The sequence below is a fragment of the Planctomicrobium aquicomposti genome (genome assembly GCF_051466325.1).
Taxonomy (GTDB): domain Bacteria; phylum Planctomycetota; class Planctomycetia; order Planctomycetales; family Planctomycetaceae; genus Planctomicrobium.
In genome coordinates this window covers 3647236-3671765 of record NZ_CP195792.1, presented here as the reverse complement: position 1 = coordinate 3671765, position 24530 = coordinate 3647236, and the positions used below count along the sequence as shown (strand labels likewise).

Here is a 24530-nt window from a genome sequence, read left to right as displayed (position 1 = left end):
TCTCGCGCAAGACTTGCGTCGTATTGCTACATGTCTCGTGTCGTCTGGTGTTTCAAAAAAATGCGTCGCACAGCACGCGAATTGCGAGTCACAAATCATCACATTTTCTGTGCAGTTTTTCGCAAATCCCGGAAAGTACTCTTTGGCGGCAGAGTGCCTGGACTTTTGTGGGATGAACCGAGAGTTTCGCTGCATATTTGAGTTGGGCGCACCTCAATCCCGCCTCTCCAGTGAAGATGCTGGAAATTTCGTGCCGGATCGAGGACTCTGGCGGAAAATCGCACTGACCTCCTGATGATACGACTCTGAGAGTTTTTGCCCACTTTTTTTATGAACTGGCCGCTCCTCCGTGAAACTTCGTCGCCTCGCTGAAGACTTTCGAGTGGATGAAGATTCCACGCTCCCCATTGGTGCGCAGGGGGAATTTGCCGTATACCGTTTGCACAAACGGCATTGGACCACGCTCGACGCTCTCGACCGCATCTCACGCGAGCTGCACCTCCCCCGTCGAAACCTGATGCACGCCGGCCTCAAGGATCGCCACGCCGAGACGTCACAGCTGATCACTGCCCGACGCGGCCCTCAGCAGTCCTTCCATAATGAACACTTCCGGCTCGAATATCTGGGGCAGTCACGCCGGGAAATTCGTTCGGACGACATTTCCGGCAACCGCTTCCATCTGGTTCTGCGGGGGCTCCGTCCCGAGGAAGTGGCGTCTGCCGGAGACGCCCTGCCTGATATCGCACGCTCGGGCGTGGTCAATTATTTTGACGACCAGCGGTTCGGCTCCTACTTCCCCGGTTGTGGATTTGTGGCGGAGCCCTGGCTACGAGGCAATTACGAGGAAGCGCTGCGGCTGACCTTCGTCGAGCCGGATGAAATTGATGACGCGGAAGAACGTGAGCAAAAGCGAATCCTCCGCAAACACTGGGGCGAGTGGGCCCTTTGCAAGCAATTGTTGGGTCGCTCGCACCGCCGCAGCATCGTCACCTTTCTCGACGACCGGAAGGGAGACTTCAAGGGGGCGTGGAGCCGGGTGAATAGCGATCTGCGGGGGTTGTTTCTCTCGGCGTTGCAGAGTGATCTCTGGAATCAGATTGTCAGCGAACTCGTGAAGGAAAAGTTCCCGGAGTCGCAACGCCAGCCACTGCAGCTGAAGCCGGGCCCAGTGCAGATCCCGACGGATCTGTCGGCGGAACAGGTCGCCCAGTTGTCTCCGCTGGAGATCCCCCTTCCTTCTGCCCGCCTCGAACTGGAACCGGGAGAGGTGCGGAATTGGATTGACCGGGGGCTGGCGGTGCGTGGCTGGAAGCTCGAGGAATTGAAAGTCAAATTCCCCCGAGACCGCTTCTTCGCCCGTAGTTCACGGCGGGTGATTTTTCCTGTCGAAGGTTTGACCTGGTCCTTCGCAGTCGACGAATTAAGCCCGACGCAGCAGAAGCTCGAGCTGGACTTCCTGCTGCCCCGAGGCTGTTACGCCACCATGGTTGTTAAACGGTTAATGCTGGAAGAAGAATCTTAGCGTCGATTTGAAGACTTCCTCAGGCAGATCATGATGCAGGCGAGATGAGGGCAGCCTTGTGAGGTGCAGCTGTGATGCTCATGCCGAACGAACAGCCGACGAAGCGGACTGATCAGCGCGATCAGGTGGCGCAGCCATTACGGACACTCTTTTTTCGGGGGTGGATGCCAAGCGTCGCAACAAATTCAAAACTTCCTTGTCACGCATCCTTCGGGGAATGCGATTTATTAATCATAAAGGGAGGTTTTACAAAAGTCTGATGAAGTAATCTGTAGTGGTCGCACTATAGAGATCTTTGTGCGAAGACGCTTATTGCATCAATGCTGGATATGTGATTAGGAGTCTTTATGGGACGGATGAATGGCCGTGGGATCCTGCCGGGCGCGTCCCGACAAGGTTTGCCAATTTTCCTGACGAGAGAAGAGTGATCTGCTCAGTCCTCGCGATTTCTTTGGGGCCTCTGAGTTGAAGGAAATAATACAAAGAAATGTGATCAGGCCGGCAGTCCATCGATCAGATGGAGGCCTGGATGGCCAATGCCGCTCCCAGGGGGCCGAGGCCACATTGCAGGAAAAGAATTACAGAAAGCGATGGTTGGTGGAATCATTCATGAGTGGCCGAAACGGGCCACCGGCTCAGCATTGACCAGCCGCAACGACTGGAGCCTGTTTGGAGGATCAGCCCTTGGGGTGCTGGCCTACGCACCTGCGGCGTTAGCTGCATCCGAATCAACCTCCCCACCTTTTGATAAAGGCCCAGAACCTTATTTCGACTTAGACCGAACCGGAACGACAATGTCCAACTTGTTTCCCGTCACTGGGACCTGCACCGTCATCGTGTACTCAGGGAACAGGGGTGGGACGTCTTCCTCCTCATCGTTCGGATTCTTCATCTTCGACTTGTCGAACCCAGAAACCCGTACCAGAAACTCGCCAGAGGTCGGTCCGTTCGGGCCGCTCACAAAGACCCCGTTATTGACCGCCATATAACTCGCGCGGGCTGTCATTCCAGCGTCCGCGGTCGGTTCAAAGATGATCGTTCCCAGTTGAACCGGCTGGCCGTCGTATGTCACCGTTCCGGAGATCGGAACACGCTCGATGGTTTCTCCTTGCTGACATCCCGCAGCGAGGCCAAGGATCAGAAGGAACATCCCCAGAGAAGTCGGTCTTGAATTGGATATCATCGAACTACTTGCTTACTTTCGGGCATTTGCAAGAGAACGGGCTGGCAATTGACAACATCGCCAGCCCGCGGACAACAGTGCCCATCGCAATTCGCTGCCGAAGTGCAATGGAATGTTCATCAGACAATCGGTAGCGGATCGCTACCCCGAATTAGGCGCTCGGCGTCAGCAGTTGCTGCTTTTAGACTCCGAAACACCAAGTCTCCTCCTTTGGGAGCGAAAATGTGTGCATCGGGTTCAGGCTGCTCAGGGCGAGAAACCACCCGCGGGCAGTCCGTCATCCATTGCCCCCAGGCCGCGGATCACATTCACGTTCATATTTTCACTGAAAAAATGAACCGATCCGTCTGCCATGAGAAGATGTCCGCCGCCAACGTGATAGCTGCTGTAGCTCGTCTGCGCGAGTGTATTGTGCAACCCATTGCTGAGGGCAATCACCAGTTGCGACACTTCCGGACCGGCGTTAATTCCGAAGCGGACTCCTGCCAGGCTACCCGGCACGTTATTGGAAGCATGATCATTACGGTACGCGCTTCCCCAGCCTCGAATCAATTCGAGACCGTTGTACATCGTCTCCCCCACCAGAATCGTGTTCGAAGCCCCATCTGTGGCATCTCGCAAAGAACGGGTTTCATTAATACTGAAGAGCCCGTTCTTCCAGATTCCACCCTTCACCACAATGTTAGACGCCCCAATGTTGCAGACAAAGGAGTTCGACCCGTTGTTGGCCGTGGAAAAGGTGTAGGGAGGGATGGTGCCACCCGTGCAGCCATAGTAGTTGTTCACGGGCACCCCGGGGATGGCATCAGACGCAGCCCAACCCGGTGGAACCCAGTTCGGAACCCCCGGAATAAAAGTCGGACACTGAAACGCCGGGATATTCGTCCAGAGCGGCCCCGAGCGATTGTCCTTATCGAAGTTTTGCGGCGCGGTCGTGGAATCGTACGTCGTAGGGAACGGTGCCGTCATAACCAGGGAGTTATAAACGGCCGTTTGTTCGATGAAGGGGAGAATCAAAACAGGCCACGGCGCCCCTCCGGACTTGGGGGAGGAACTACCGGCTCCTCTGTAACATCCGTTTTTGTCGACAGAGAGATGGGTAATGTTGCCGTTGGGGAACACTTTGTGGGTGTCGTGGTAATTGTGGAGGGCCAATCCAATTTGCTTTAAATTGTTCTTGCACTGCGATCGACGGGCTGCTTCACGAGCCTGCTGCACTGCAGGCAGGAGCAAAGCGATCAACACTGCAATGATGGCGATGACCACGAGCAGTTCAATCAGCGTGAACGCTCGGGTACGTTTCATTCGGCTGGACATGGAATCCTCGATTTCAATGACAAGTTTACCAGAAAACGGAAAGCAAATTGAAAACGGACACTGGCTTGACGGCAATGAGACGCATCTACAAACATCGTTATATTCATGTTGCCGCGGACATGTCTTCTCGAATTCTGCTGTAAACTTGTCGTTTTTAAAGATTTTCGGGGAGTTTTGAAGGGGAATGCCTTCGTGGAAAAGTCCTCTTGAACATGGGAAGTGGTGGCAGTAAAAGAGAATCCTGAGTCCGAGGTCGCGAACGAACATTTTCCTGGAAGTCGCGACCCTGTCGACTCGGATCGGATGCAATACGTCTCGCCGTGGTCGTATCTGAAGAAACGCTAGAGGTTTACGCAGGAACAGCTGCTGACGGTCTGGTTCAGCGTGCTTATCGGAAGTCGACCTGCCGGGGTGATCAAGTTTCTGGCGGGCTCAGAGGCGTCGTGGGAACGGATCGGGCGCAAGGCGGCGACGTAATATTTCACGCTCAGGAGGTTCGCCGACCGCTCCGGTGCGCTGAACATCGTAGGTGTGATGCTCCACGGACTGGTGCGGAAATTTGCTTTGGATGCTGAGAAAGTGGCCGTCGATTTCACCGGGAGGAAGACTCCCTTGGCCAGTGCTCACTCTCAGTCTCGCAGCGGGAAAAGCCGACGAAACATATGAAACTCTCAGTCTGTGTGTGGGTGGGATCACCGATTCGCCGTGGACGGGTGGGGTTTTGCGGGCTCGTGAAGATCCTGATTTTTCCCAAGTCAGCAATCATCGTCCTGAACTAGTTTCGCGGCAATCGTGGACTGATGGCAATGATCACGCATCTCCTTCAGCGGCTCGGGGCTCTCCGATCTCGAATGACCCCGCCACGTCCGGCGGAATCGCAATGAGCCTCCCTTCCCGGAGGTCAACAAAGGCCCAGTTCGTTTCCGCGCGGGCCATCAGCTGTTCTCCCCGATAGACCTGGTACTTTCGCAGCGAGGTGAATTTTTTCATGTCGGCGACCCAGGTCTTCACTACGATCGATTCTCCGGCAAACAGCGGTCGGCGATACTCGATGAAATGTGTGCGCACCACCCAGGCCCAGTTCCGGTCCCGGTAGGCCTCTCCCGACCAGCCCTGAAGCGTTGAGTGAGCAATCGCCGCGTCCTGCAGCCATTGGAAATAGGCGACGTTGTTGGCATGTCCCTGCTGGTCAATCTCTGTCGCGGCGACGGTGTGTTCGAAGTGAAAAAACAAAGGCATCCGTGGCTTTCATTCGTTATCAGGCGGGCGGGCTGGTATACTGCAGTCAGTCGTTGATTCCCGGGGCGAGTCCCCGCGCAGCGGCGATCCTGTCGAATTTTTTTGAGTCCTACCTGTTTGTGGTTCTGTCTCGAATTCCAGGAGTGCAACTCGTTCCGTGCCGCCGGGGAGGCTTGCCGAGTCTGTGGCGCCCATCAGTTCAACGGCGTTGCGTCTGAGTCTCCACGCTGAGGATGGAGGGAATTGTGTTCCGGGACGGGTGTCGGTTGAGGATTCGTGGCAGACGATCCTGACTGCGCGTCGGCCGAGGCTGTAGTGATCCGGCTGGCTCCGTGCGGGTTTTGCTCCATGTGCATCCATCGTCCGGGAGTATGTAACATGTCGGGTCGTCGATGCCTATGTCTGGTACTGCTCTTCACCCTTTGGGTGACGGGATGCGACAAGCTGAAGAAGCCTGAAGCTTCCCCTGCTGCCGAGGCCTCTGCGCCGACCACCCCCCTGCCCGCCCCGGTGGAGCCGGCCCAGTCACCGGTGACGAAGACTCCACAAGAGACCATCGATGCGTTTCTGGCGCTTCCCACCTGGCAACGGAGCGACCAGCATCTCGTTGAACTGGCAGCACTCCCTTCGGGGCTGGAGCAGATTCGCGAGCTCGATCTGTCGAAAAGCCCTGTGACCGAAGCGGGGTTGCAGCAGTTGAACAAGTTTCCGGAACTGAAACGGGTCAACCTGTCAGATACGCGGACGTCCAACGATTCACTCCGGTTCGCCTCACAATGGCCTCGACTGGAGGAATTGTTGCTCGACCGGACAGCTGTCGACAGCAGTGGGCTGGCTCACCTTTCCAAGGCGACCGGTCTCAAGCGGCTCACCTTGTCGAGCGCTCCGATTAATGATCCGGGACTGCAATCGCTGGAATCGTTGACCGGCCTCGAGTCACTGGTGATTGACGGCAATCCGAACCTGATGGGACAGTCTTTCGGGTTTCTGATTGAGCAACACCGGTTGTCAAAGTTGAGAGAGTTGAATGCCAATGGAACACGGATCGGTCTCTACGGGCTTGGAAACGCGGGTGCGATGAAAGATCTGGAAGTACTGCTGGTGTCGCAGGCCGGGATTTCAGATGCTGTCCTTCGTGAAGTTTCCACCTGTCCCAAGCTCAGGCAACTCGACATTCGAGACAACGCGGTCACCGACGCCGGTGTGAAGACGCTGGCGAAATTGCGTCAACTGAAGGAGCTGAATCTGGCGAATTGCCGCGCTGTGACCAATCAGTCGCTCGCTGCCTTCAAGGGGATGAAGCAGTTGGAACGGCTCGACGTCAGCAATACCGCCTGTTCGGGAGATGCGGTTCGGGAACTGGCGACCCGCTTTCTTCCTGACACGGTGATCGTCTTCAATGGGGAAGAATTTTAAATCAGGTTGCACTTGCCGGTCCCCGGCGCGCGGGTGTGAAGCCGGAGGATTGATCCCGGATCGCCCCGGATCGAAAGCCGCTCGCAGGTTGCCGCGCTGAATCTTGCTCAGTGAACATCTGTGTGAGGGAAAGGCCCCCTCCGCTCCGCAGTGGCGGTCGAAGTACGGGAACTCCGATGGAACGCGCCTCAGCTGGATCTGCGATGAATCGCCCGAGGGAGACTGCCTGCGGGCCGCCAGGAACAGCCGCTCGTATCCAGCGGCGGGGCGAGACGTTACAATGAGAAGCCAGATCGTGCTTGTGGTAGAATGTCGGTTGCGGTACGTTAACGTGTTGATTTGAACGAGTTCAGCTTTGGAGAAAATGGTATGGCGTCGACACGTGCTCCAGCGGTGGCCGAGGTCTTGTGGGAACTCAAACGAGCAGACAAAGTGGCCCGCTACGGTGTCATTGCCGCGCGCGCCGGCTTCAACGCAGGAGCCAAAGGGCGTGCTATGGAGACCTGTCTCAAGACCGTCCGCAAGGAGTGGCCGCACCTGGACTGGTGGCGAGCGATTCCCGATGACGGAACCCTGCTGCAGGGTGATGAACAGGCGACCGAACTCAAAGGCTGGGGTGCTGATGTGACTCCCGCCAAGGATTCTCGCGTTTCCGTGCTGGTCGACGAATCTCGCATCATGGTCTGGGATCTGGCCCCCGCCTCGGCCAAGGTCGAGGTCGCAACGGCTGCGGAATAGTCCCGAGCGGTATCCGGCCCTCTCCTGAAGAGAGGGCTGTGACGAGAAGTACTCGCAGCGGATTGTCTTGGCTGCCCCCGGTTGGGGAGATGGCACGGAAGCGGTCATCAGGATGATGAATCAGTCATCAAGGAGCGACTGAATGAAGCTGAGATATTGGGGCAGTTGTCTGCGCCGGGAAGCCCGACTCTGCCTGTTGGTCCTCTGGGGAATCTGCTGGACTCAGGTCGCCTGCGCCCAGGATGAGCCCGTCCGTCTCGCCGAACCGCAGAACGATCAGCGGGTTTTCGCCACGCAGTCCCAGATTGCGACCACCGGCAAAGTGCTAACCGCCAAGGTCGGCGGGGGCAAAGATGAACTGCCGCTCACAGCCACAGCCGATTTCCGCTTTCTGAGCCGTCGGCTTCCGCCGGCTGGGCGCGACGCCGAGGCACTGCGTGCTGTGCGGCAGTTTGAGGTCGCGAAGCTCGAGACCGACGTTGCGGGACTCAAGACTCCGGTAGCGCTCCCGGGAGATCGCCTCCTCATCGTGGCCAACGGCAACCGCGAAGGGGTCAACAGCTACAGCCCACAGGGTGCCCTCACCCGCGAAACTCTCGATCTGCTGGAAATGCCCGGCGATCCGCTCGCCTTGCAGGCCTTGCTCCCCCTGTCGGAAGTGAGCCTCGGGCAGGAATGGGCGCCTTCGGACTGGGTGCTGCAGATGCTCTCGGGAGTCGAGGCGGTCGAAACATCGGAACTGAAATGCAAGCTCGACCAGTTGACCCCCGCCGCAGCCAAAGTGACCTGGCGAGGCAAAATCAAAGGGCAGCGTCTCGGAACCAACACGACCGTCGAACTCATTGGCGGCATGATCTTCGACCGCGAAGCGAACATGATCTCCAGAGCGAAGGTCGCCTATACGATCACCTCCGAGATCGGAGCCGTCAATCCGGGGCTCGAAATGCAGGTGACCGTGAGTCTGACGCGGGAAGTCTCGCCCAACTCAGGTCAGTTGACTGACGCGCTCGTGCAATCGATCCCGCTCGAGCCGGATGACAAATCCGAATTGCTCGTCTTTCGGGCCGAGCCCTGGGGGCTGCAGCTGCGGCATGCCCGCAACTGGCATCTGTTCCAGGCGGTCTACGATAAGCAGGCGCCCGTTGCCATTCTCCGTCTGGTCAATCTGGGGAGCCTGATTGCCCAGTGCAACCTGACCCCCCTGGAGCGGGGAAGTCCCTCGGATCCGGTTCCGCTCGACCAGTTCGAGGCCGATATCCGCAGATCATTGGGGGCTCGCTTCCAGTCGATTACCACTCGTGAGCAGATTCCCACCGATGACGGTCGCCGGATCTTTCGCGTGGCCGCCACCGGGCAGGTGGAGATGGCCGGGGCCAAGGCCGCTGTCACCGTTCCGATGGTCTGGATCTATTATCTGGTCGCCCATCCGGACGGACGTCAGGCGTCGTTCGTGTTTTCCATAGAACCGGAATTGCTGGAACAGTTGCAGGATCAGGATCGTGAAATCGTCACGAACCTGGAATTTTTGACTCCTCAGACGGTCTCCCGTTAGGCATATCTTCTTGGTTGTTCAGCGGTTCGGCGACAGGGACACGGTCTCTCACCGCTTGCATCTCCGGCCGTTGATCCAGCGGGGAACATCCGGTCTTGGGGGTCTGCCGATTTGTCATGGCAGCCCTTTTGCATGGGATGAACGCTGCTCGCGAACCTGAAGATCGGCTAAACTGCTGTTTCACAATCCCGGAGAGACGCAGCTGCAAGCTCGGCTCAATATCTTCAGTTGCACAAGAGGAGCGGATCGCGTGAATATTGTGGTGATCGGGACCGGCTATGTGGGGCTGGTGAGCGGAACCTGTCTGGCGGACAGCGGCAATGACGTCACCTGTATTGACATCGATGCCGGGAAAGTGGCCCGATTGAAACGTGGCGAGATCCCGATCTATGAGCCGGGACTGGAAGAAATGGTCCGCCGCAATGTCCAGGCGCAGCGGCTGAAATTCGATACCTCCGTCGCGGCTGCTGCTCCCGAGGCGGACTGCATCTTCATCGCGGTCGGAACCCCCCAGGGAGACGACGGCGCTGCCGATCTGACTTACGTGTTCAAGGCGGCGGAGTCGCTCGCCCCGTATCTGCGGGAAGAGACGATCGTCATTATCAAGAGCACTGTCCCCGTCGGTACCAACCGGGCGGTGAAGCGCCGACTCGACGAGCTGACCGGGCGCGATGTGAATGTCGCTTCCAATCCGGAGTTCCTCAAGGAAGGGGCCGCGATTGATGACTTCAACAAACCGGATCGTGTGGTGGTCGGGGTCACCAAGCCGGAAGTGGCTGAGGTCCTCCGGCAGTTGTATCTCCCCTTCCTGCGGACGGAACACCCGTTCCTGTCGATGGGGCTGGAAAGCGCTGAGATGACCAAATACGTCGCCAACTGCATGCTGGCGACAAAAATCAGCTTCATCAACGAGATGGCCAACCTGTGTGAACGGGTCGGTGCCGACATCAATGACGTGCGACGCGGAATTGGCCACGACCAGCGGATCGGGTTTTCGTTCCTGTTCCCCGGGGTGGGTTACGGGGGCTCCTGTTTTCCCAAGGATGTCCGGGCGCTGATGGCGACCGGGCGGCACCACGAGTTCGAAACGACACTCCTGTCGGCTGTCGATGCCGTGAACGTCCGCCAGAAGCAGGTGCTGTTCCAGAAGCTGCACGACTTCTTCAAAGGGGATCTCAACGGCCGCAAGATTGCCGTCTGGGGACTGGCGTTCAAGCCCAAGACGGACGACATCCGCGATGCCCCGTCACTGGAACTGCTCCGCAAGCTGATCGAAGCCAAGGCGGAGATCCATGTTCACGACCCGGTGGCGATGGACAACGTCCGCGAGGTTCTGGGAGCCGCGGTCACGTACCATTCCCACCAGTACGACACTCTGCGCGATGCGGACGCCCTGGCGATCGTCACCGAATGGAATGAGTACCGGAACCCGGACTTTGATTACATCAAACACGTGATGAAGGCGCCGGTGATCTTTGATGGCCGCAATCTTTACGACCCCAACCGGATGACCCATCTCGGCTTCGAGTATTCCGGGATTGGCCTCAAAGGGGGCTGATCCACGCGCCCATGGAACTCAGGCAGATTTCCGAAGCCGCTCCTGTCCCGATCCGGGGTATGGGCGGCTCTTTTGTTGCGACGACATCGCCAAGCCGGCGCTGGTCAGCTCACAGGCAGCGCGATGCGGGTCGGCTCGCTACTGCAGTTGCCGTGCGTAGTCCGCCACCGTTTCGATAGCGACCCGCATCCGGGCTTCATCGATTTCGTGGACATCCAGCGGATCGCCGATGTTCCGCAGCATCGTCAGCGTCAATCGGCCTCCGAGATGCTGGCGAAACTCTTCCAGTCCCGCGAACAGGCTGCGGGTGTCACGCAGGGCAGGATGATCGAGTTGCAGTCCCAGCTGGCTCAGGCAGTTCAGCACGCGGCGTGCATCCTGCTCGGGAAACCCGTGTACCAGTGAGGAGTAAACGGTGTCGATGGCCACGCCGATGCCCACCGCCTCACCGTGCCGCAGTTCGAACTGGGTCATCGGTTCGAGCTTGTGAGCCGACCAGTGACCGTAGTCGAGGGGCCGGGCTTCGAGGGCTTCAAAGGGATCGCCCCCTCGAGTGATGTGAGCAAGGTGCAACTCGGCCGATTTCCGGATGACCGGCCGGGCTGCCGTCATGTCCCGGGCGCTGATGCGCGTTGCCAGCGATTCGATGCGGGCAAACTCTTCCGGGCTCCGTAAGAGCGAGACCTTGACCGCTTCCGAGAATCCGCAGCGGAAATCGCGATCACTCAGCGTCGACAGCATCGACTCGTCGTTGATCACTCCCCAGGGAGAGGCAAAGGTGCCGATCCAGTTCTTTTTGCTGAACAGGTTCACACTGTTTTTTACGCCGACGCCGGAGTCCGCCTGGGCCAGTGTCGTCGAGGGAATCCGGATCAGGCGGATTCCCCGGTGGGCAATCGCTGCCGCAAAGCCGACGCAGTCGAGGACAGCACCTCCTCCGACAACGATGACATAGCTCCGGCGGTCGAGGTCGACGGCATGAATGCACTTGAGCATTCGTTCCACAATATGAATGTCGTTCTTGACCGCCTCTCCACCCGGGCAGATCTGCACGTTGCCCCGCATGTTGAAGCGGTCACGGTGATTCGCCGCAAAAGCGCGGATTCGCGCTGGCAACTGCGGCTGTGCCTCGGCGAGAAATTCGTCGAGCCAGAACTGCACCTTGGGGAGCTGATCCCCCGAGGGCTGGATCAGATCCGCGAGGACCTGTTGATCGCGGCCGAAGATCTCTTCGGTGAAACGCAACCGGTGGACGAACGGAACCGAGAACGGGATGTCCAGAGAGTCGGGATCGCGAGCAGTCATGCAGGGAGGCTGGCGGGGCTGTCGGCGGGAGCCGATCATCAGTCGCAACGGGCGGGACTCACACGCATCTGGAGATATTCTGATTCATCGTCAGGGGGACACGCAAGCGTTCGCAGATCTCCGTCTGGGCTGCCAGGATTTGATCGAGTGCCGGACTCAGTTCTCCATCTGCAGCCACAGGCACTTGAGATATTCGGTTTCCGGGCAGGCCAAGGAGACCGGATGGTCGGGTGCAGCGCCGCTGCGCAGCAGCAGCCGGGGCTGACGCTCTGTCACAGCCGCACGGGTTGTTCGGAAGAACTCATCCATTGAGAATAATCCGGAGCAGCTGCAGGTCAGCAGAATCCCACCCCGCTTCACCAGCGTCCCGGCCAGTTTGTTCAGGTCGAAGTATTTGTTCTGTCCTTCCCCCGCCTCGTCCCGATTGCGGATCAGTTTGGGAGGATCGAGGATGATGACATCGAACTGGCGTTCGTTCCGCTGCATGTCACGCAGGTAAGCGAAAGCGTCGGCATGCACGAATTTGATCGAGGCTTTGTTGAGCTGGGCATTGCGACGGGCAAGTTTGACCGCTTCTTCGTCTAGATCGACGGCGGTCACTTCGCTGGCTCCTCCCTTGAGGGCGTTGAGGGCGAAGCCGCCGGCGTAACTGCAGAGATCGAGCACTGATTTCCCCGCGCAAAAATCTCTCAACCGCAGCCGGTTATCGCGCTGGTCACAGAAGAAGCCGGTTTTCTGTCCCGCGAACGGCTGGATTTCGTACTGAATGCCATGTTCGGTGATGGTGACCTTCTTCGGCACGGAGCCCGACGAAAAGCCCTCGGCCGAGAAGCCTTCCTGTTCGAGAGTGCTGGGCCCTGGTCGAACAACCCAGTGGGGGACTCCTGCCACCTCGGCCAGCAGTTTCCCGATCGCTTCGCCCCGCTGGAACATCGCCAGCGTGAAGGCTTCGATCGAGATGATATTGTCAAAGCGATCGGCGACCAGTCCCGGCAGGTGGTCCCCTTCCGCGTTGAGAAGCCGATACGCGTTCGTGGTGTTGCCGAGTCGCAACCGGTCCTGCCGCAACTCGACCGACTGGGCGAACCGCGTCTGCCACCAGTTGTCAGCGGCCGGTGATTCATGGAATGACAAAATACGGACTGTCGCTTCCGCACGGGGATTCCAGAGACCGAAGCCGACCGGCTCATTGGCTTCGGTGATGACCCGGACGAGATCGCCATGTTTCGCGCGCGGGTCGACATCCGCAATTCGCTTACGGAAGACAGTGGGATGGCGGGTGGAGGATTTCAGCCGGACGACGGGCAATGGTTGTGCGGCATCGTCGGTCAGCGGTCGCTGCAGACAATGGGAAGGGTCGAGCGGGAAGCGGGCTTCGCGTCGATAGCTGGAATTGCGAAATTGAGGGGCGGGTGGCCGGGACACGTGACTCTCAGTCGTTGATGAACAGGAAATGCAGGCGGGATCTCACGGGAGAATTGGAGACTTCCCGACCGAAATTCAACTTCAGGTGGATATGGTCAGTCGTCATGGTCCCCCTGCCGCAACAACAGCCAGCCCCGCCACAGGTATTCCAGTCCGGAATAAAGTGTGATCAATACCATCACCCAGACCAGCACGGTGCGGAGACCTAAAAAGATCGACAGCTGATTTCCCAAGGTGGACTGCACCAGCGGACTGAGGGACAGCAGGCAGAACGGAATCGTGATGGACTGCAGCAGCATTTTGAGTTTGCCACTCCACTTGGCGGAGAAGTCGACGCCATAGCCTTCCAGCACGGAACGGAGCCCCGTGATGAACATTTCGCGACCGATGACAGTGAACGTGACCCACGGACCGATTCCGCTTTCCGGACGCTGCGTCAAAAAGATCAGCGTTCCTCCGACGATGATTTTGTCGACGAACGGATCGAGAATGCGCCCCAGGGGGGTGACCTGATTCCAGATCCGCGCGAGATGGCCATCGACATAGTCGGTGATGACCGCAAACACGAAGACGCAGGTGCAGAGGATCCACGCCTCGCCCCAGTCGATCAGGAACAGGACGACGAACGAGAGCAGCAGCCGCAGCAGCGTGATCAGATTGGGAATGTTGAGCGAACGGGCCGAAGTCAGTTTCCGGGCGACGGAAGCGGACGCATCTGAGGGAGGCCGTTTCACTTCTGCAGGAATCGTCATGACGGAGATGAAACTCGCTTCCAGGGGTTTCATGGGGATCTGGCAACTGTGGTCTCACAGCCGCCAGTCTGCTTGATCAGGCCCGTGTCCCCCGCCCCGTGGAACGTGACCCGTGGGACGTGACCGCTCTACTCTTCACTTGAGACAACCGCGACCAGATCATACTCCTGTGCTGCCTGAATCGTGACCGGCACCATCTGGCCCGCTTCCAGCCCGGCCCCTTCGACATACACCACGCCGTCGATCTCCGGCGCATCGGCAAAGGTCCGGCCGATCCAGACATTCTCATCTTCTGTCGGGCTGTCGATGAGGCAATCCAGCTCGTAGTCCACCAGACTTTCGCCGAAATCGAAGGCGATCTCCTGCTGGCATTCCATCAGGGCGTCGCGGCGTTCCAGCTTGACCTCTTCGGGGAGATGTCCATCCAGTTTGACCGCCGGCGTTCCAGGCTCCAGCGAATACGGGAAGACACCCATCCGTTCAAACCGTGTTTCGGTCACGAACTCGCGGAGCTCTTCGAACTGCTCGTCCGTCTCCCCCGGGAAGCCGACGACAAAAGTCGTCCGCAGCACCAGATTCGGAACCCGTTCCCGCAGCTTGGTGACGAGCTCGACCGTCTTTTCCCGATTGACCCGCCGCTGCATCCGCTTGAGCACCTGACTGTTGATGTGCTGCAGCGGCATGTCGAGATAGGGCAGAATCCGACTCGATTTGGCGATGGTGTCGATGAGTTCATCAGTGAAATTGACCGGATACAGGTACATCAGCCGGATCCAGTCGATTCCCTGAACCTGCTCCAGTTCCCGCAGCAGCTGCGCGAGACGGACTTCGCCGTAGTAGTCCATTCCGTAGTAGGTCGTGTCCTGGGCGACGAGGATCAGCTCACGCACTCCGTCGGAAGCGAGTTCGCGGGCTTCCTGCAGCACCATCTCGATCGGCTTGGTGACGTGCTTGCCACGCATCGAGGGGATAGAACAGAACGTACAGGTCCGGTTGCAGCCTTCTGAAATCTTGAGGTAGGCGAAGTGACGCGGCGTGATTCGCAGCCGGGCGCGATCATCGAGAGCCCGCACCGCCGCGGGGCGAAACAGCTCTCGCTGCTCCCGCTGTCCGCCGACGAGACGGTCGGCCACCTTGGTGATTTCATCACGGCCGAAGACGCCGACGATATGGTCGATCTGCGGCATCTCGTCCAGCAGACTTCCGCCAACCCGTTCCGGCAGGCAACCGGCAACGATGACTCCGCGGGTTTTTCCCTGGGCCTTCAGGTCGAGCATCTCCTGAATGACCGCCTTCGATTCCTTGCGTGACTCGTCAATGAAGCCGCAGGTATTCACGATGACGAAGTCGGCCTCTTCCGGATTGGAGACCAGCGCGTAACCATCGACCGCCAGGCTCCCCAGCATTTTTTCGCTGTCGACCAGATTTTTCGGGCAGCCCAGGCTGATAAACGCGTAGGTCCCCTTCCCCCCTCCTTTGCCGGTCGGCAAAAGAACGGGGCTGGGCAGGTCGTCGAGAATCGGGAGATCCGTCATGGCTCAATCGTACGGAAGGTCAAATCGGGTAGTGTTTTAGGAAGAAGGTGTCCGACGATCGTCTGAGGTGCGGATGGAGGATTCGGGTCGGACGTGCGCGAAAGCAATTTCGGGATCGCAGCGGCTCAGGTTATTTTAACGCCTCGCCGGGTGGATTTCGATGAGAAACACCTGCTTCGAGGGGGGCTGATTCCGGATTGAAGAGGGACGCTGGAGCATTGTGACTTTTGATCGCCCGGTTCCCGCCACCCGGAAGTCAGTCTTTCATGACACGAAACACTGGCTGCGCGGGCGCAGCACGGGGCACCCTGCTCTAGCGGGCATCGGCCCCCAGCAGCCCGGCGTCAACGGCACTCCCCGACAGCCAGAGGATCAGCATCTCCAGCTGCAGATTCTCGGGAAGTCGGCTTCCCCCCTTGAGTCCATAGTCGGCCCGGGCGAGCATCTCCAGAATCTGCTCGGCACGTTGCCGTTTGACTCGTCGCAGGTAGTTCTCCGCGTTGGCGATATCCCGGGGGAAGACCCCGGCCTCTTTGAGGGCCTCCTTCAAGGCCTGTCCGCGTCGGCTGCGCTCGACCGCGATTGCAAATTTTCGGAAGACGTAGTTGATTCCCCCCAGAATTTTCGGACCCGGCTCGCCCGCATAGAGCAGCTTGCTGAGGCAGTTCAGGGCGACTCCCGGATGACCGTCGCGAATGGCATCAATCATGTGCCACGTGGTTTCCGCCTTCCAGCCGCCGACGAGCTTCCGGACATCTTCCGCGGAAATCTTCTCCCGCTCCCCAGCGTAGGAGGCGAGCTTCCCCAGCTCCTGATCGAGCAATCCCAGTCCCGTTCCCGCCAGTTCGACCATCAACTGGGCGGCATCCCGGCTGAGTTGTTTCCCGTGCTGCTCCTGGGCTTGCTGCAACAACCAGTTAGTTAACGGGGGGCCCGTCAGTTCGGAACAGTCGATATCCAGTCCATCGGCGTCGACTTTCTTGGCGAGTCGGGTGTTTTTCCGCCACGTTTTGACATCGAGAACCAGCACCGATTTTTTGCTCGGCTTGTCGGCGTAGCTCTCCAGGCTGGCCCGATGCTCGGTGATGAAGTCGTCCGCGTCCTCGACCAGAATCAGCTTGCGGTCTGAAAACATGGAGACCATCAGCAGCTCATCACGAATCGTCTTGAAGTCTGCATCCTTCCCCCCGTAGCGCGTCAGTCCGATCGACTGATCGAGCGGGGAATTCAGGATCTGCTCGCACAAGAGGGCCAGGGCCGCCTGTTTGAGGTGTCGCTCGCCGCCGTGCAGGACGATCAGAGGAACGTTCTGGGCGGCTTTCGCCTTGCGGGAGAATTCCGTCGCGTGCATGAGAGAAAGATTGACCGAAAAAGGTGTTTGGCCGTAGAGTCCTGCCGCTGGACGGCTCCGCTGGCCGTAGCCGGTTCAGACGACTGATAGATTTTCTCGCCAGCTTACCGGATTCCACGCCCTTTTCTCCATCCGCAGCCCTGAATTGTGGCCATGCTGACCTCATCGGACCCATCGCTGTTCCCGATGCTCCCGATTGAGGGGAACGGCGATTTCCGTTGTCCGGGGGAATCGCAGCCGATTTCACGTTCTGTCCATTTGGCGCGACTGGCTGCCGGATCGACCGCCTGCCGCGAATGTCCGCACCGCGAAGAGCAAGGTTCGCTACCCCGGCACATTTCTCGCCGATTATCGACCACCGCCATTCAGCCGGTTCCCGAACTGATCAGCCGCGATGGCCTGCGCGGCATTTATCTGAATCAGCTGACGCGTGAAAAGCTGGCGGGGATCGTGGAGCATGTTCTCGACCTGATTGACGAACAACGGATGTCCACAACCGCCACGGCTGCCGAGTCCCGCGGTCCCCTGCGGATTCTCGTGGGATACGACTTTCGACCCTCATCCCCCGATCTGGCGATTGGTGTGGTCGCGGCGCTGCGTCGCTGGGGCTGTGAGATCGGAGATCTGGGATCGACGACCCGTCCTGCTTTCGCATTTGCGACCGAACGTCTTCGGCCGCACGCGGCGCTGTATCTGACCGGTGGAATTCTGCCTCCTGCCTGGACAGGTCTCGATCTCCTGGACCGGCAGGCCATTCCGTGGTGCTTCCCGGGGGAACTGCAGCGACTGCAGAGTCGACTCGCCCGGCAGCCGGCCAGAACTGTCCGGACACAGGGGACCTGTCAGCCGCTGCGTCTGCAGGGAGAGTATGAATCGACGCTGTCCGAACACTTCCACGCGATTCGCCCGCTGCGGCTGCTGATCAGCTGTGTCGATCCGCTGGTGCGGGACCTGTTGCAGCGCTTGCTGGTCCGGACTCCCTGCAGTATCACCCTCTCTTCCGCAGTGGTCGGGCCTTCCGGCTCCCGCAGCGAACGGGACTTTGCTGATGAGATCTGCTCCCGCTATGCGGATGCCGGTCTCGTGATCGGGAGCGATGGCCGGGCCTGCCGCCTGTTCGACGAACGGGGGGATGAAATGAGCGTTCCGGAGCTGTTGCGTTTGCTGGTCCGGGGATTGCCACCGCAACTGGTGGCACGGGGAGCGGTGTTGCTGACCCGCGATGATGAAGTGGCGGAAGAAAATCCTGATGAGGAAGTTCCGATTCAGGTTCTGACGGGGACTGAAGCGGATCTGATTGCAAAACTGCAGGGGGAGAGCCTGCCGCTGGCGGCGGACCTGCAGGGGCGATTCTGGTTTCTGCACGAAACGCCTCGCTGCGATGCGATCGAAACGCTGGGGGCCTTGTTGCAGACGATGAGCCTGTCGGAGCGGCCGCTGTCGGCGTATCGACTGGTGCGTAAGAAGCGGCTGAAAGCTCGCAAGGTGCTTCCGGGCTGATCGAGCAGACTCGCTGTTGTGGTTCCCGTTTTCGCCACGGGCAAGTCAGCATTTCACTACATGAAGCGCTCGTTGCACGGGCAGTGGCAAATGCAACCTGCTTTAAAATTCGAGCAGGTCCTGTGGGGGGACTTCAAAGAAGTCAACCCGCTCTTAAGGGCGGGTATAAACGATGCCCAGATCGATCTGCGAAAAGCCTGCGGCCAGGACCGCCTTAATCGCGTCGGCATTCTCTTCCGGGATATGGATTTCTGCCCGGGTAATCAGCTCGGTTCGCAGCCGACGGATCGCCTCGATGATCAGCGTCTGGCCGAACCCCTGCCCGCGGAATTTCTCCTCCACGAAGACATCCACCAGCCCGATCGCCCGTTCGTTCCAGCTGGCAATGTAATGGTCGAGCCCGACGACCGTCAGCGTGGCGATGACGACTCCGGATTTCTTTTCGACCAGCCGGAACCGCATCGACTCCGTATTGCCAAACCGGGTGTACCACCACCAGCTCGGGCTTTCGGGCTGATCGGTGACCACCAGTTCGGTCTGCCGGCGAAGGGCCATCAGCCGGAAATTCATGGGGTCTTTGCGGTCGGTCAGATCCCGTTGGAAGATGGGAATGGTCGTCTTGGGCTGATAGCCCAGATTCCGAAAGAACGGGTCTGCAGCCTGGTCCGAACGCAGAAAGCCGGACGGCCGCGCTCCTCCGTAGATGCCGAAATAAAACGGATCGCAGTAGCGGGACTGCCCCGCCTGGATCGACGTGGCCCCCTGCCGGCGAAGATAGTCTTCCGTTCGCCGCACCAGCTCGGCGCCAATGCCGTGGTGCTGGCGGTCGGGGTGGACCAAGGCGCAGCAGATCACTCCCTGAGAGTAATCGAGGCGGGCCAAATCCTCAGAGAAACCAAAACCGCCATGGGCGAAGCCGATCATCTGGCCTTCATGTTCGGCAACAATCAGGCCAGCCGGATCGAAATAAGGGAGCCCGAAGACGGAGCGTTCCAGGGCATCGACGGATTCGGGACAGGCGAAGGCTCGCCCCGGTCGAGACTGTCGGAACAGTTCCAGTAGCCGGGGAGGGTCGCCGTTTCGGAATGTGCGGAAGCTGGCCACAAAATCCAATTCTGCACGTTCGCAGCCCGGAAGATCAACTCGACTGCGGGACAACCGCATGGAAACCGGTCGGTGACCATGCGACTGTTCACCGGACAGCGAAGATTTTACCGAACAACAACTACTTGGTCTTGCGGCCAATGGCCTTCTTGACGGCGGCTGTGATGGCGTCGGCAGTCAGCCCGTACTTATCGAGCAGCCCCTGCGGATCACCGCTCTCAGCATACTGATCGCCGACATCGACATATTCCATCGGAACCGGAGTCGTTTCGCAGACGGCCTGTGCGACCACGGAACCGAGTCCGCCGTGACGCAGGTGTTCTTCTGCCACGACGATCGCGCCTGTTTCTTTGGCGGCTTTGGCAATCGCTTCGACATCCAGCGGCTTGACGGTGTGCATGTCGAGGACGCGAATCTTCAGACCCTGCTCGCCCAGCTTCTTGGCGGCATCGAGAGCCCCGCCGACCATCAGGCCATTGGCGATGATGGTGGCATCGGTCCCATCCTGCAGCTGGATCGCCTTGCCCAGCTTGAAGTCGATGCCGTCTTTGTACAGCGTCGCGACCTTGCCGCGGCCGATCCGCAGGTAGGCGGGGCCTTCGTGTTCGAACATCGCCTCGGTGGCAGCCTTGGTACAGGCGGCATCGGACGGAACAATCACGACTACTCCCGGCAGGGAGCAGGCGAGTGCCACGTCTTCAATTCCCATCTGCGACGGGCCGTCTTCGCCGATCGAAATCCCGGCGTGGGAACCGACCAGTTTCACGTTCAGGTGAGGGAACGCGATCGACATGCGGATCTGGTCGAAGGCGTTGTCCATCAGGAAGCAGGCAAAGCTGGAGACGACGGGAATCTTCCCGCAGGCTGCCAGTCCGCCGGCGACGCTGACCATGTTGCTTTCGGCAATGCCGACGTTGAAAGTGCGGTCCGGGTGTGCCAGGGAGAAAGGCTCGGTCCGGGTGGAGTTTCCGACGTCGGCGTCGACGGTGACGATCGCCTGATTCTTTGATCCGACCTCTTTCAGGGCATCGCCGAACGCATCACGCGTTGCGGGACCGAGTTTCAAGCCGCTGTATTCGCCAAGATACATGTCAATTTCCTGTTGATCGCGATATTGTCAGGCCCCGCAGGGCTGCTGCTGAATGTTCGAATGGACGGGCTGCGAGCCGACAAAATTAACCGAGGAGAGCGAGTGCTTTCTCGGCCAGTGCCGGTGACAGCGGCTTGCCGTGGTAGTTCATGTCCCCTTCTTCCTTGAGCAGCGGAAGAATGCCGAACCCCTTCTGGGTCTTCGAGACAATGCAGGTGGGCTGATCTTTAACCGTGGCGGCCTTCTTCAGCGCGGCGACCACTTCGCCCATGTCGTTGCCGTTGATGGTCTGCACATGCCATCCGAACGATTCAAACTTCGGCTGGAATTCCCGCAGATCGAGAACGTCCTTGGTGGCGCCGGTCTGCTGGTAGCCGTTCTGGTCGATGATGGCGGTCAGGTTGCCGCACTTGTACTTGTGGGCTGCTGCGACTGCTTCCCAGACCTGTCCTTCTTCCATCTCGCCGTCACCGAGCATCACGAAGACCCGGTAGTCGGTCTTGTCGAGACGGGCATTCAGAGCATGGCCGAGGCCGATCGAGAGCCCCTGTCCGAGTGAACCGGTCGAAGCTTCAATGCCGCGGAGCCGACGCATGTTGGGGTGCCCTTCATAAGGACTGCCCAGCTTGCGGAGGGTCATCGTCTCTTCCAGCGGGAAGTAACCCGCTTCGGCCATGGCGGCATACAGCACCGGGCAGGCGTGTCCTTTGCTGAGGACGAACCGGTCGCGCTTCGGATCCTGCGGATTCTTCGTGTCGTATTTCATGAATCCGCCAAAGTACAGCGCTGTCACCACTTCTGTGGCGGACAGGCTGCTGGTCGGGTGGCCGCTGGCGGCTTCCGTTGTCATGCGGATGATGGCTTTGCGAATGCTGTTGGCTTTCGCCTTCAGTTCATCAACGCTTAATTCAGGCACGAGAAATCCTTTGGCAGATACGAAATTCTAAATGTCGAAGTCAGTGCCAGCGTCCGGCAACCCACGACTTCCGTTTCAGGAAGTTGAGAATCTGTCGGCAAGGAAATGGATCAATCCGGTCCGTTGCAAACGTTGAGCCGGCCATTCAGGCTTGGTCTTCAGGACAATGACGGGAACGAATCCCGCGCTTGCCCTTTCGACCGTCAACCGCTGCCGGTTGCGAACGATCCCCGATCGATGTGATCGCATCCGCTGGATTGTTCATTTTCACATCTGCGGGGTATGCTACAGAGCCATTTCGCAGCCCGCAACCAAGATCCGGCGAACAGACGGCGGCCGGTCTCCTCCAGCGGCCGGGAGACCGCTTCCCTCCGGAAGGCTTGAATTCGCACCTCCCGAATTGATTCAATTTAGATCGGTTTTGCCGAAAACGGGCCATTGGCCCTGCCGGTTCACCCATGCACAGCCCACTCGACCCCACAGATCAGGAACTGGTTGCCTATCTCGACGAGATGCTGGCCGCCGAGCGTTCCGCCGCGGTGGAACGGCTGCTGCGGGAACGTGAGGATCTGCGGCAGCGGGCCGCCTGGCTCGCCCGTCGACGGGATCAGGGGGGGCACAGCCTGGGGGAGATCTGGCGACGCCAACGGTTGAGCTGTCCTTCCCGGGAGCTGCTGCAACAATTTTCGCAGCAGAGGGGGGAGAGTCCTGTCTTGGAATACATCAGTTTTCATTTAACAGTGATCGGCTGCCGGATCTGTCAGGCGAACCTCGTTGACCTGCAGACTTCCGCACCGCCCGGAATTCCGGCGGCTCAATCACGACGACGTCGTTATTTCGAATCCTCCGCCGGACTGCTGGGAACCCGTTCCCCCCTGCCCCGCACACCGACAAAACCTCGCGACTGAACAACACCCGAACCTTCGACAAAGACCGCTCTCCCGGATGATTCCCGGGCGATGGGCGAGTTTGAAATACAGCCGGACATGATCTTCATTCTCGATAACTACGATTCATTCACCTACAACCTCGTTCAACGTCTGGGCGAACTGGATGCGACGGCGGAAATCGTCGTCCGTCGGAACGATCAGACCTCGATTGAGGAAATTGAATCGCTGCAGCCGGAGCGGATTATCATTTCGCCCGGCCCGTGCACTCCTTCTGAAGCGGGACTCTCCAAACAGGTGATCGCTCACTTTGGCCCCAGGCTGCCCCTGCTGGGGGTCTGTCTCGGTCATCAGGCGATCGGCGAAGTGTTCGGAGGCAAGGTGGTGCGTGCTCCGCGGTTGATGCACGGCAAGACCTCCCCCATTCATCACGATGGGCAGGGAGTTTTTGCCAATTTGCCGAGCCCGATGGTCTGCACGCGGTACCACAGTCTGGTTGTTCCGGAGGAATCGCTTCCCCCCGAGCTCATCGCCTGTGCGTGGACTCGCGATGAGGGGCACCCTCCCGAGTTGATGGGAGTGCGGCATCGGGACTATCCCGTTTACGGGGTGCAGTTCCATCCCGAAAGTTTCCTGTCGACTGACGGCACCGAACTGCTGCGGAACTTTACAGCCATCTCCTGAAGTCTGGATCGGAAAGGATTGTCCGGGACTCTTCACACAGCCCGGCACGAGAAACGGCATGTCCGATCATCTGGAGATTCCCGAACTGGCGGAGCTGCTGGCCGCCCGGGCCCTGATTCGGGTCCCCTCGGAACAGAGCGTCCCTTTCACCCCCCGCGTGCGGGCGCTCGTCGATACCGAGCAGTTTCAGCGGCTGACCGAAATCAGCCAGCTGGGGCTCGTCTCGAAGGTGTATCCCGGCGCGCGGCATACCCGTTTTGAACATGCCCTGGGGGTTTATCACAATGCTCTCCGCTATCTTCAGCAGCTGGTCCGCGACTCACGTTTCCGCGAACAGGTCGATCCGCAGGCGGCGGAGCTGCTGATTGTCTCCTCACTCCTGCATGACCTCGGACACTGGCCGTTTTGCCATCCGATCGAAGATCTGGGGCTGGCCGGGTTGCCGCCGCACGAAGTGCACGCCGAACGGTTCCTCGCGGACGGAACCGAACTGGCCGATGTCCTGCGGACCAAATGGGGACTCGAACCGCAAGCGGTACTGGGGATTCTCGCACCGCATCGAACGTTTCAGAGCTCTCCCCGGGACTCTGTCGCCGCGGTGAAGGAGGCCGGCACGCTGCAGCTGCTCCGATCGATTTTGTCGGGGCCGATTGACGTCGACAAAATGGACTACCTTGACCGCGACAGTCTGCACTGCGGGGTCCCGTATGGCCGCAACTTCGACCGGCAGCGGCTGATTCAGTCGCTGATGTTAAACGAGCGGGGCAACGGGCTGGCGATTACCGTGAAAGGCAAGACGGCAGCCGAACTGATGGTTTTTGCCCGGTATGTGATGTTCAGCGAAGTCTACTGGCATCATGCGGTACGCTGTGCGACGACGATGTTTGGCCGCGCTTTCTTTGAGTTGCACAGTCAGCTTGATCTGGAAACTCTCTTCGGATTCACCGATGCCGAGATGATCGCTGCGCTGCGACAGACAGGACGCGGAACCGATTGTGAACCGCTGCTGGAGGGAATCTTCGGCCGTCGACGGGTGCTGTATAAACAGGTGGCGGAGTACTCCCACGATACATCGGGTGAGATCTACCAGCGGCTCGCCGGCCGGCCCTTCGCCGAAGTCGTCCAGATTTCCAATCGACTGGTCGAGCAACTGAACGCCGCACACCGGTTGCAGCTGCGGCCGACAGACCTGATTATCGACGCTCCCCCGCCGCACCGTGAAGTCGAGTTTGCGATCGACGTCTATTTCCCCAAGCAGGACTGCTATCGTCCCCTGCGGAAGGTGTCGCCCGTCGTGGAGGCCTTAGCCACCACGCAGTTTGACGACTGGGTGAAGCGCGTGCGGGTGTTTGTCTCGCCCGACTGGAGGAATGCTTTGGAAAACGTTGATTGGGACGCGGCGATCTGTCGTTCGTGATGGACCGCGTCACGAGAACGGAACACGAAGCATTTTTCC

At 59.2% G+C, this 24530-nt stretch carries 20 protein-coding genes; 9 read left to right on the top strand and 11 right to left on the bottom strand.

Annotated elements, in window-relative coordinates; translation table 11 throughout:
* Window positions 1-349: 349 nt before the first annotated feature.
* The gene (gene truD / locus SH664x_RS14140) at window positions 350-1522 is read left to right on the top strand and encodes a tRNA pseudouridine(13) synthase TruD (protein WP_437201940.1); all 1173 of its coding nucleotides are present in this window, start codon (window positions 350-352) and stop codon (window positions 1520-1522) included.
* A 763-nt stretch (window positions 1523-2285) separates the two neighbouring features.
* On the opposite strand, the gene SH664x_RS14135 is transcribed toward truD, so the two are convergent.
* The 3 genes from SH664x_RS14135 to SH664x_RS14125 all read right to left on the bottom strand — a co-directional run bounded on the left by SH664x_RS14135 (window position 2286) and on the right by SH664x_RS14125 (window position 5261).
* Window positions 2286-2705 (bottom strand): hypothetical protein, encoded by a 420-nt coding sequence (locus SH664x_RS14135; RefSeq protein WP_437201938.1) that lies wholly within the window; start codon window positions 2703-2705, stop codon window positions 2286-2288.
* Window positions 2706-2951: 246 nt separating this feature from the next.
* On the bottom strand, window positions 2952-4010 hold the full coding sequence (locus SH664x_RS14130) for a DUF1559 family PulG-like putative transporter (RefSeq protein ID WP_437201937.1): 1059 nt from the start codon (window positions 4008-4010) through the stop codon (window positions 2952-2954).
* Between the two features lie 822 nt (window positions 4011-4832).
* Complete coding sequence (locus SH664x_RS14125; RefSeq protein WP_437201935.1) at window positions 4833-5261, bottom strand: acyl-CoA thioesterase; 429 nt, start codon at window positions 5259-5261, stop codon at window positions 4833-4835.
* 378 nt (window positions 5262-5639) lie between these two features.
* On the opposite strand from SH664x_RS14125, the gene SH664x_RS14120 reads away from it, so the two are divergent.
* The 4 genes from SH664x_RS14120 to SH664x_RS14105 all read left to right on the top strand — a co-directional run bounded on the left by SH664x_RS14120 (window position 5640) and on the right by SH664x_RS14105 (window position 10525).
* Window positions 5640-6677 (top strand): leucine-rich repeat domain-containing protein, encoded by a 1038-nt coding sequence (locus SH664x_RS14120; protein WP_437201933.1) that lies wholly within the window; start codon window positions 5640-5642, stop codon window positions 6675-6677.
* A gap of 369 nt (window positions 6678-7046) precedes the next feature.
* On the top strand, window positions 7047-7415 hold the full coding sequence (locus SH664x_RS14115) for a hypothetical protein (protein ID WP_437201931.1): 369 nt from the start codon (window positions 7047-7049) through the stop codon (window positions 7413-7415).
* A gap of 142 nt (window positions 7416-7557) precedes the next feature.
* Window positions 7558-8967: a hypothetical protein gene (locus tag SH664x_RS14110; RefSeq protein ID WP_437201929.1), complete on the top strand. Its 1410-nt coding sequence runs from the start codon at window positions 7558-7560 to the stop codon at window positions 8965-8967.
* A 250-nt stretch (window positions 8968-9217) separates the two neighbouring features.
* Entirely contained in the window at window positions 9218-10525 is a 1308-nt protein-coding gene (locus SH664x_RS14105; RefSeq protein WP_437201927.1) for a UDP-glucose dehydrogenase family protein, read from the top strand.
* A gap of 138 nt (window positions 10526-10663) precedes the next feature.
* Here SH664x_RS14105 and SH664x_RS14100 read toward each other — a convergent pair whose 3' ends face one another.
* The 5 genes from SH664x_RS14100 to holA all read right to left on the bottom strand — a co-directional run bounded on the left by SH664x_RS14100 (window position 10664) and on the right by holA (window position 16893).
* Window positions 10664-11830, bottom strand: coding sequence for a 3-dehydroquinate synthase (locus SH664x_RS14100; RefSeq protein WP_437201925.1), 1167 nt, complete (start codon window positions 11828-11830; stop codon window positions 10664-10666).
* Window positions 11831-11986: 156 nt separating this feature from the next.
* Window positions 11987-13255, bottom strand: coding sequence for a class I SAM-dependent rRNA methyltransferase (locus tag SH664x_RS14095; RefSeq protein WP_437201924.1), 1269 nt, complete (start codon window positions 13253-13255; stop codon window positions 11987-11989).
* A 95-nt stretch (window positions 13256-13350) separates the two neighbouring features.
* The gene (gene pgsA, locus SH664x_RS14090; protein ID WP_437201922.1) at window positions 13351-14040 is read right to left on the bottom strand and encodes a CDP-diacylglycerol--glycerol-3-phosphate 3-phosphatidyltransferase; all 690 of its coding nucleotides are present in this window, start codon (window positions 14038-14040) and stop codon (window positions 13351-13353) included.
* Between the two features lie 95 nt (window positions 14041-14135).
* Window positions 14136-15542 (bottom strand): 30S ribosomal protein S12 methylthiotransferase RimO, encoded by a 1407-nt coding sequence (gene rimO, locus SH664x_RS14085; protein WP_437201920.1) that lies wholly within the window; start codon window positions 15540-15542, stop codon window positions 14136-14138.
* A gap of 313 nt (window positions 15543-15855) precedes the next feature.
* Window positions 15856-16893: a DNA polymerase III subunit delta gene (holA, locus tag SH664x_RS14080; protein ID WP_437201919.1), complete on the bottom strand. Its 1038-nt coding sequence runs from the start codon at window positions 16891-16893 to the stop codon at window positions 15856-15858.
* A gap of 153 nt (window positions 16894-17046) precedes the next feature.
* Between holA and SH664x_RS14075 the strand changes: the two genes are divergently transcribed.
* Entirely contained in the window at window positions 17047-18393 is a 1347-nt protein-coding gene (locus tag SH664x_RS14075) for a hypothetical protein (protein WP_437201918.1), read from the top strand.
* A 153-nt stretch (window positions 18394-18546) separates the two neighbouring features.
* On the opposite strand, the gene SH664x_RS14070 is transcribed toward SH664x_RS14075, so the two are convergent.
* The 3 genes from SH664x_RS14070 to SH664x_RS14060 all read right to left on the bottom strand — a co-directional run bounded on the left by SH664x_RS14070 (window position 18547) and on the right by SH664x_RS14060 (window position 21503).
* Window positions 18547-19497, bottom strand: a complete 951-nt coding sequence (locus tag SH664x_RS14070; protein ID WP_437201917.1) for a GNAT family N-acetyltransferase — start codon at window positions 19495-19497, stop codon at window positions 18547-18549.
* Between the two features lie 121 nt (window positions 19498-19618).
* Window positions 19619-20587, bottom strand: coding sequence for a transketolase family protein (locus SH664x_RS14065; RefSeq protein ID WP_437201915.1), 969 nt, complete (start codon window positions 20585-20587; stop codon window positions 19619-19621).
* A gap of 85 nt (window positions 20588-20672) precedes the next feature.
* Window positions 20673-21503: a transketolase gene (locus SH664x_RS14060; protein WP_437201914.1), complete on the bottom strand. Its 831-nt coding sequence runs from the start codon at window positions 21501-21503 to the stop codon at window positions 20673-20675.
* 458 nt (window positions 21504-21961) lie between these two features.
* On the opposite strand from SH664x_RS14060, the gene SH664x_RS14055 reads away from it, so the two are divergent.
* The 3 genes from SH664x_RS14055 to SH664x_RS14045 all read left to right on the top strand — a co-directional run bounded on the left by SH664x_RS14055 (window position 21962) and on the right by SH664x_RS14045 (window position 24491).
* Window positions 21962-22411, top strand: a complete 450-nt coding sequence (locus SH664x_RS14055; protein ID WP_437201912.1) for a hypothetical protein — start codon at window positions 21962-21964, stop codon at window positions 22409-22411.
* Between the two features lie 78 nt (window positions 22412-22489).
* Window positions 22490-23074, top strand: coding sequence for an anthranilate synthase component II (locus SH664x_RS14050; protein ID WP_437207238.1), 585 nt, complete (start codon window positions 22490-22492; stop codon window positions 23072-23074).
* 58 nt (window positions 23075-23132) lie between these two features.
* Entirely contained in the window at window positions 23133-24491 is a 1359-nt protein-coding gene (locus SH664x_RS14045) for an HD domain-containing protein (RefSeq protein WP_437201910.1), read from the top strand.
* Window positions 24492-24530 lie beyond the last annotated feature (39 nt).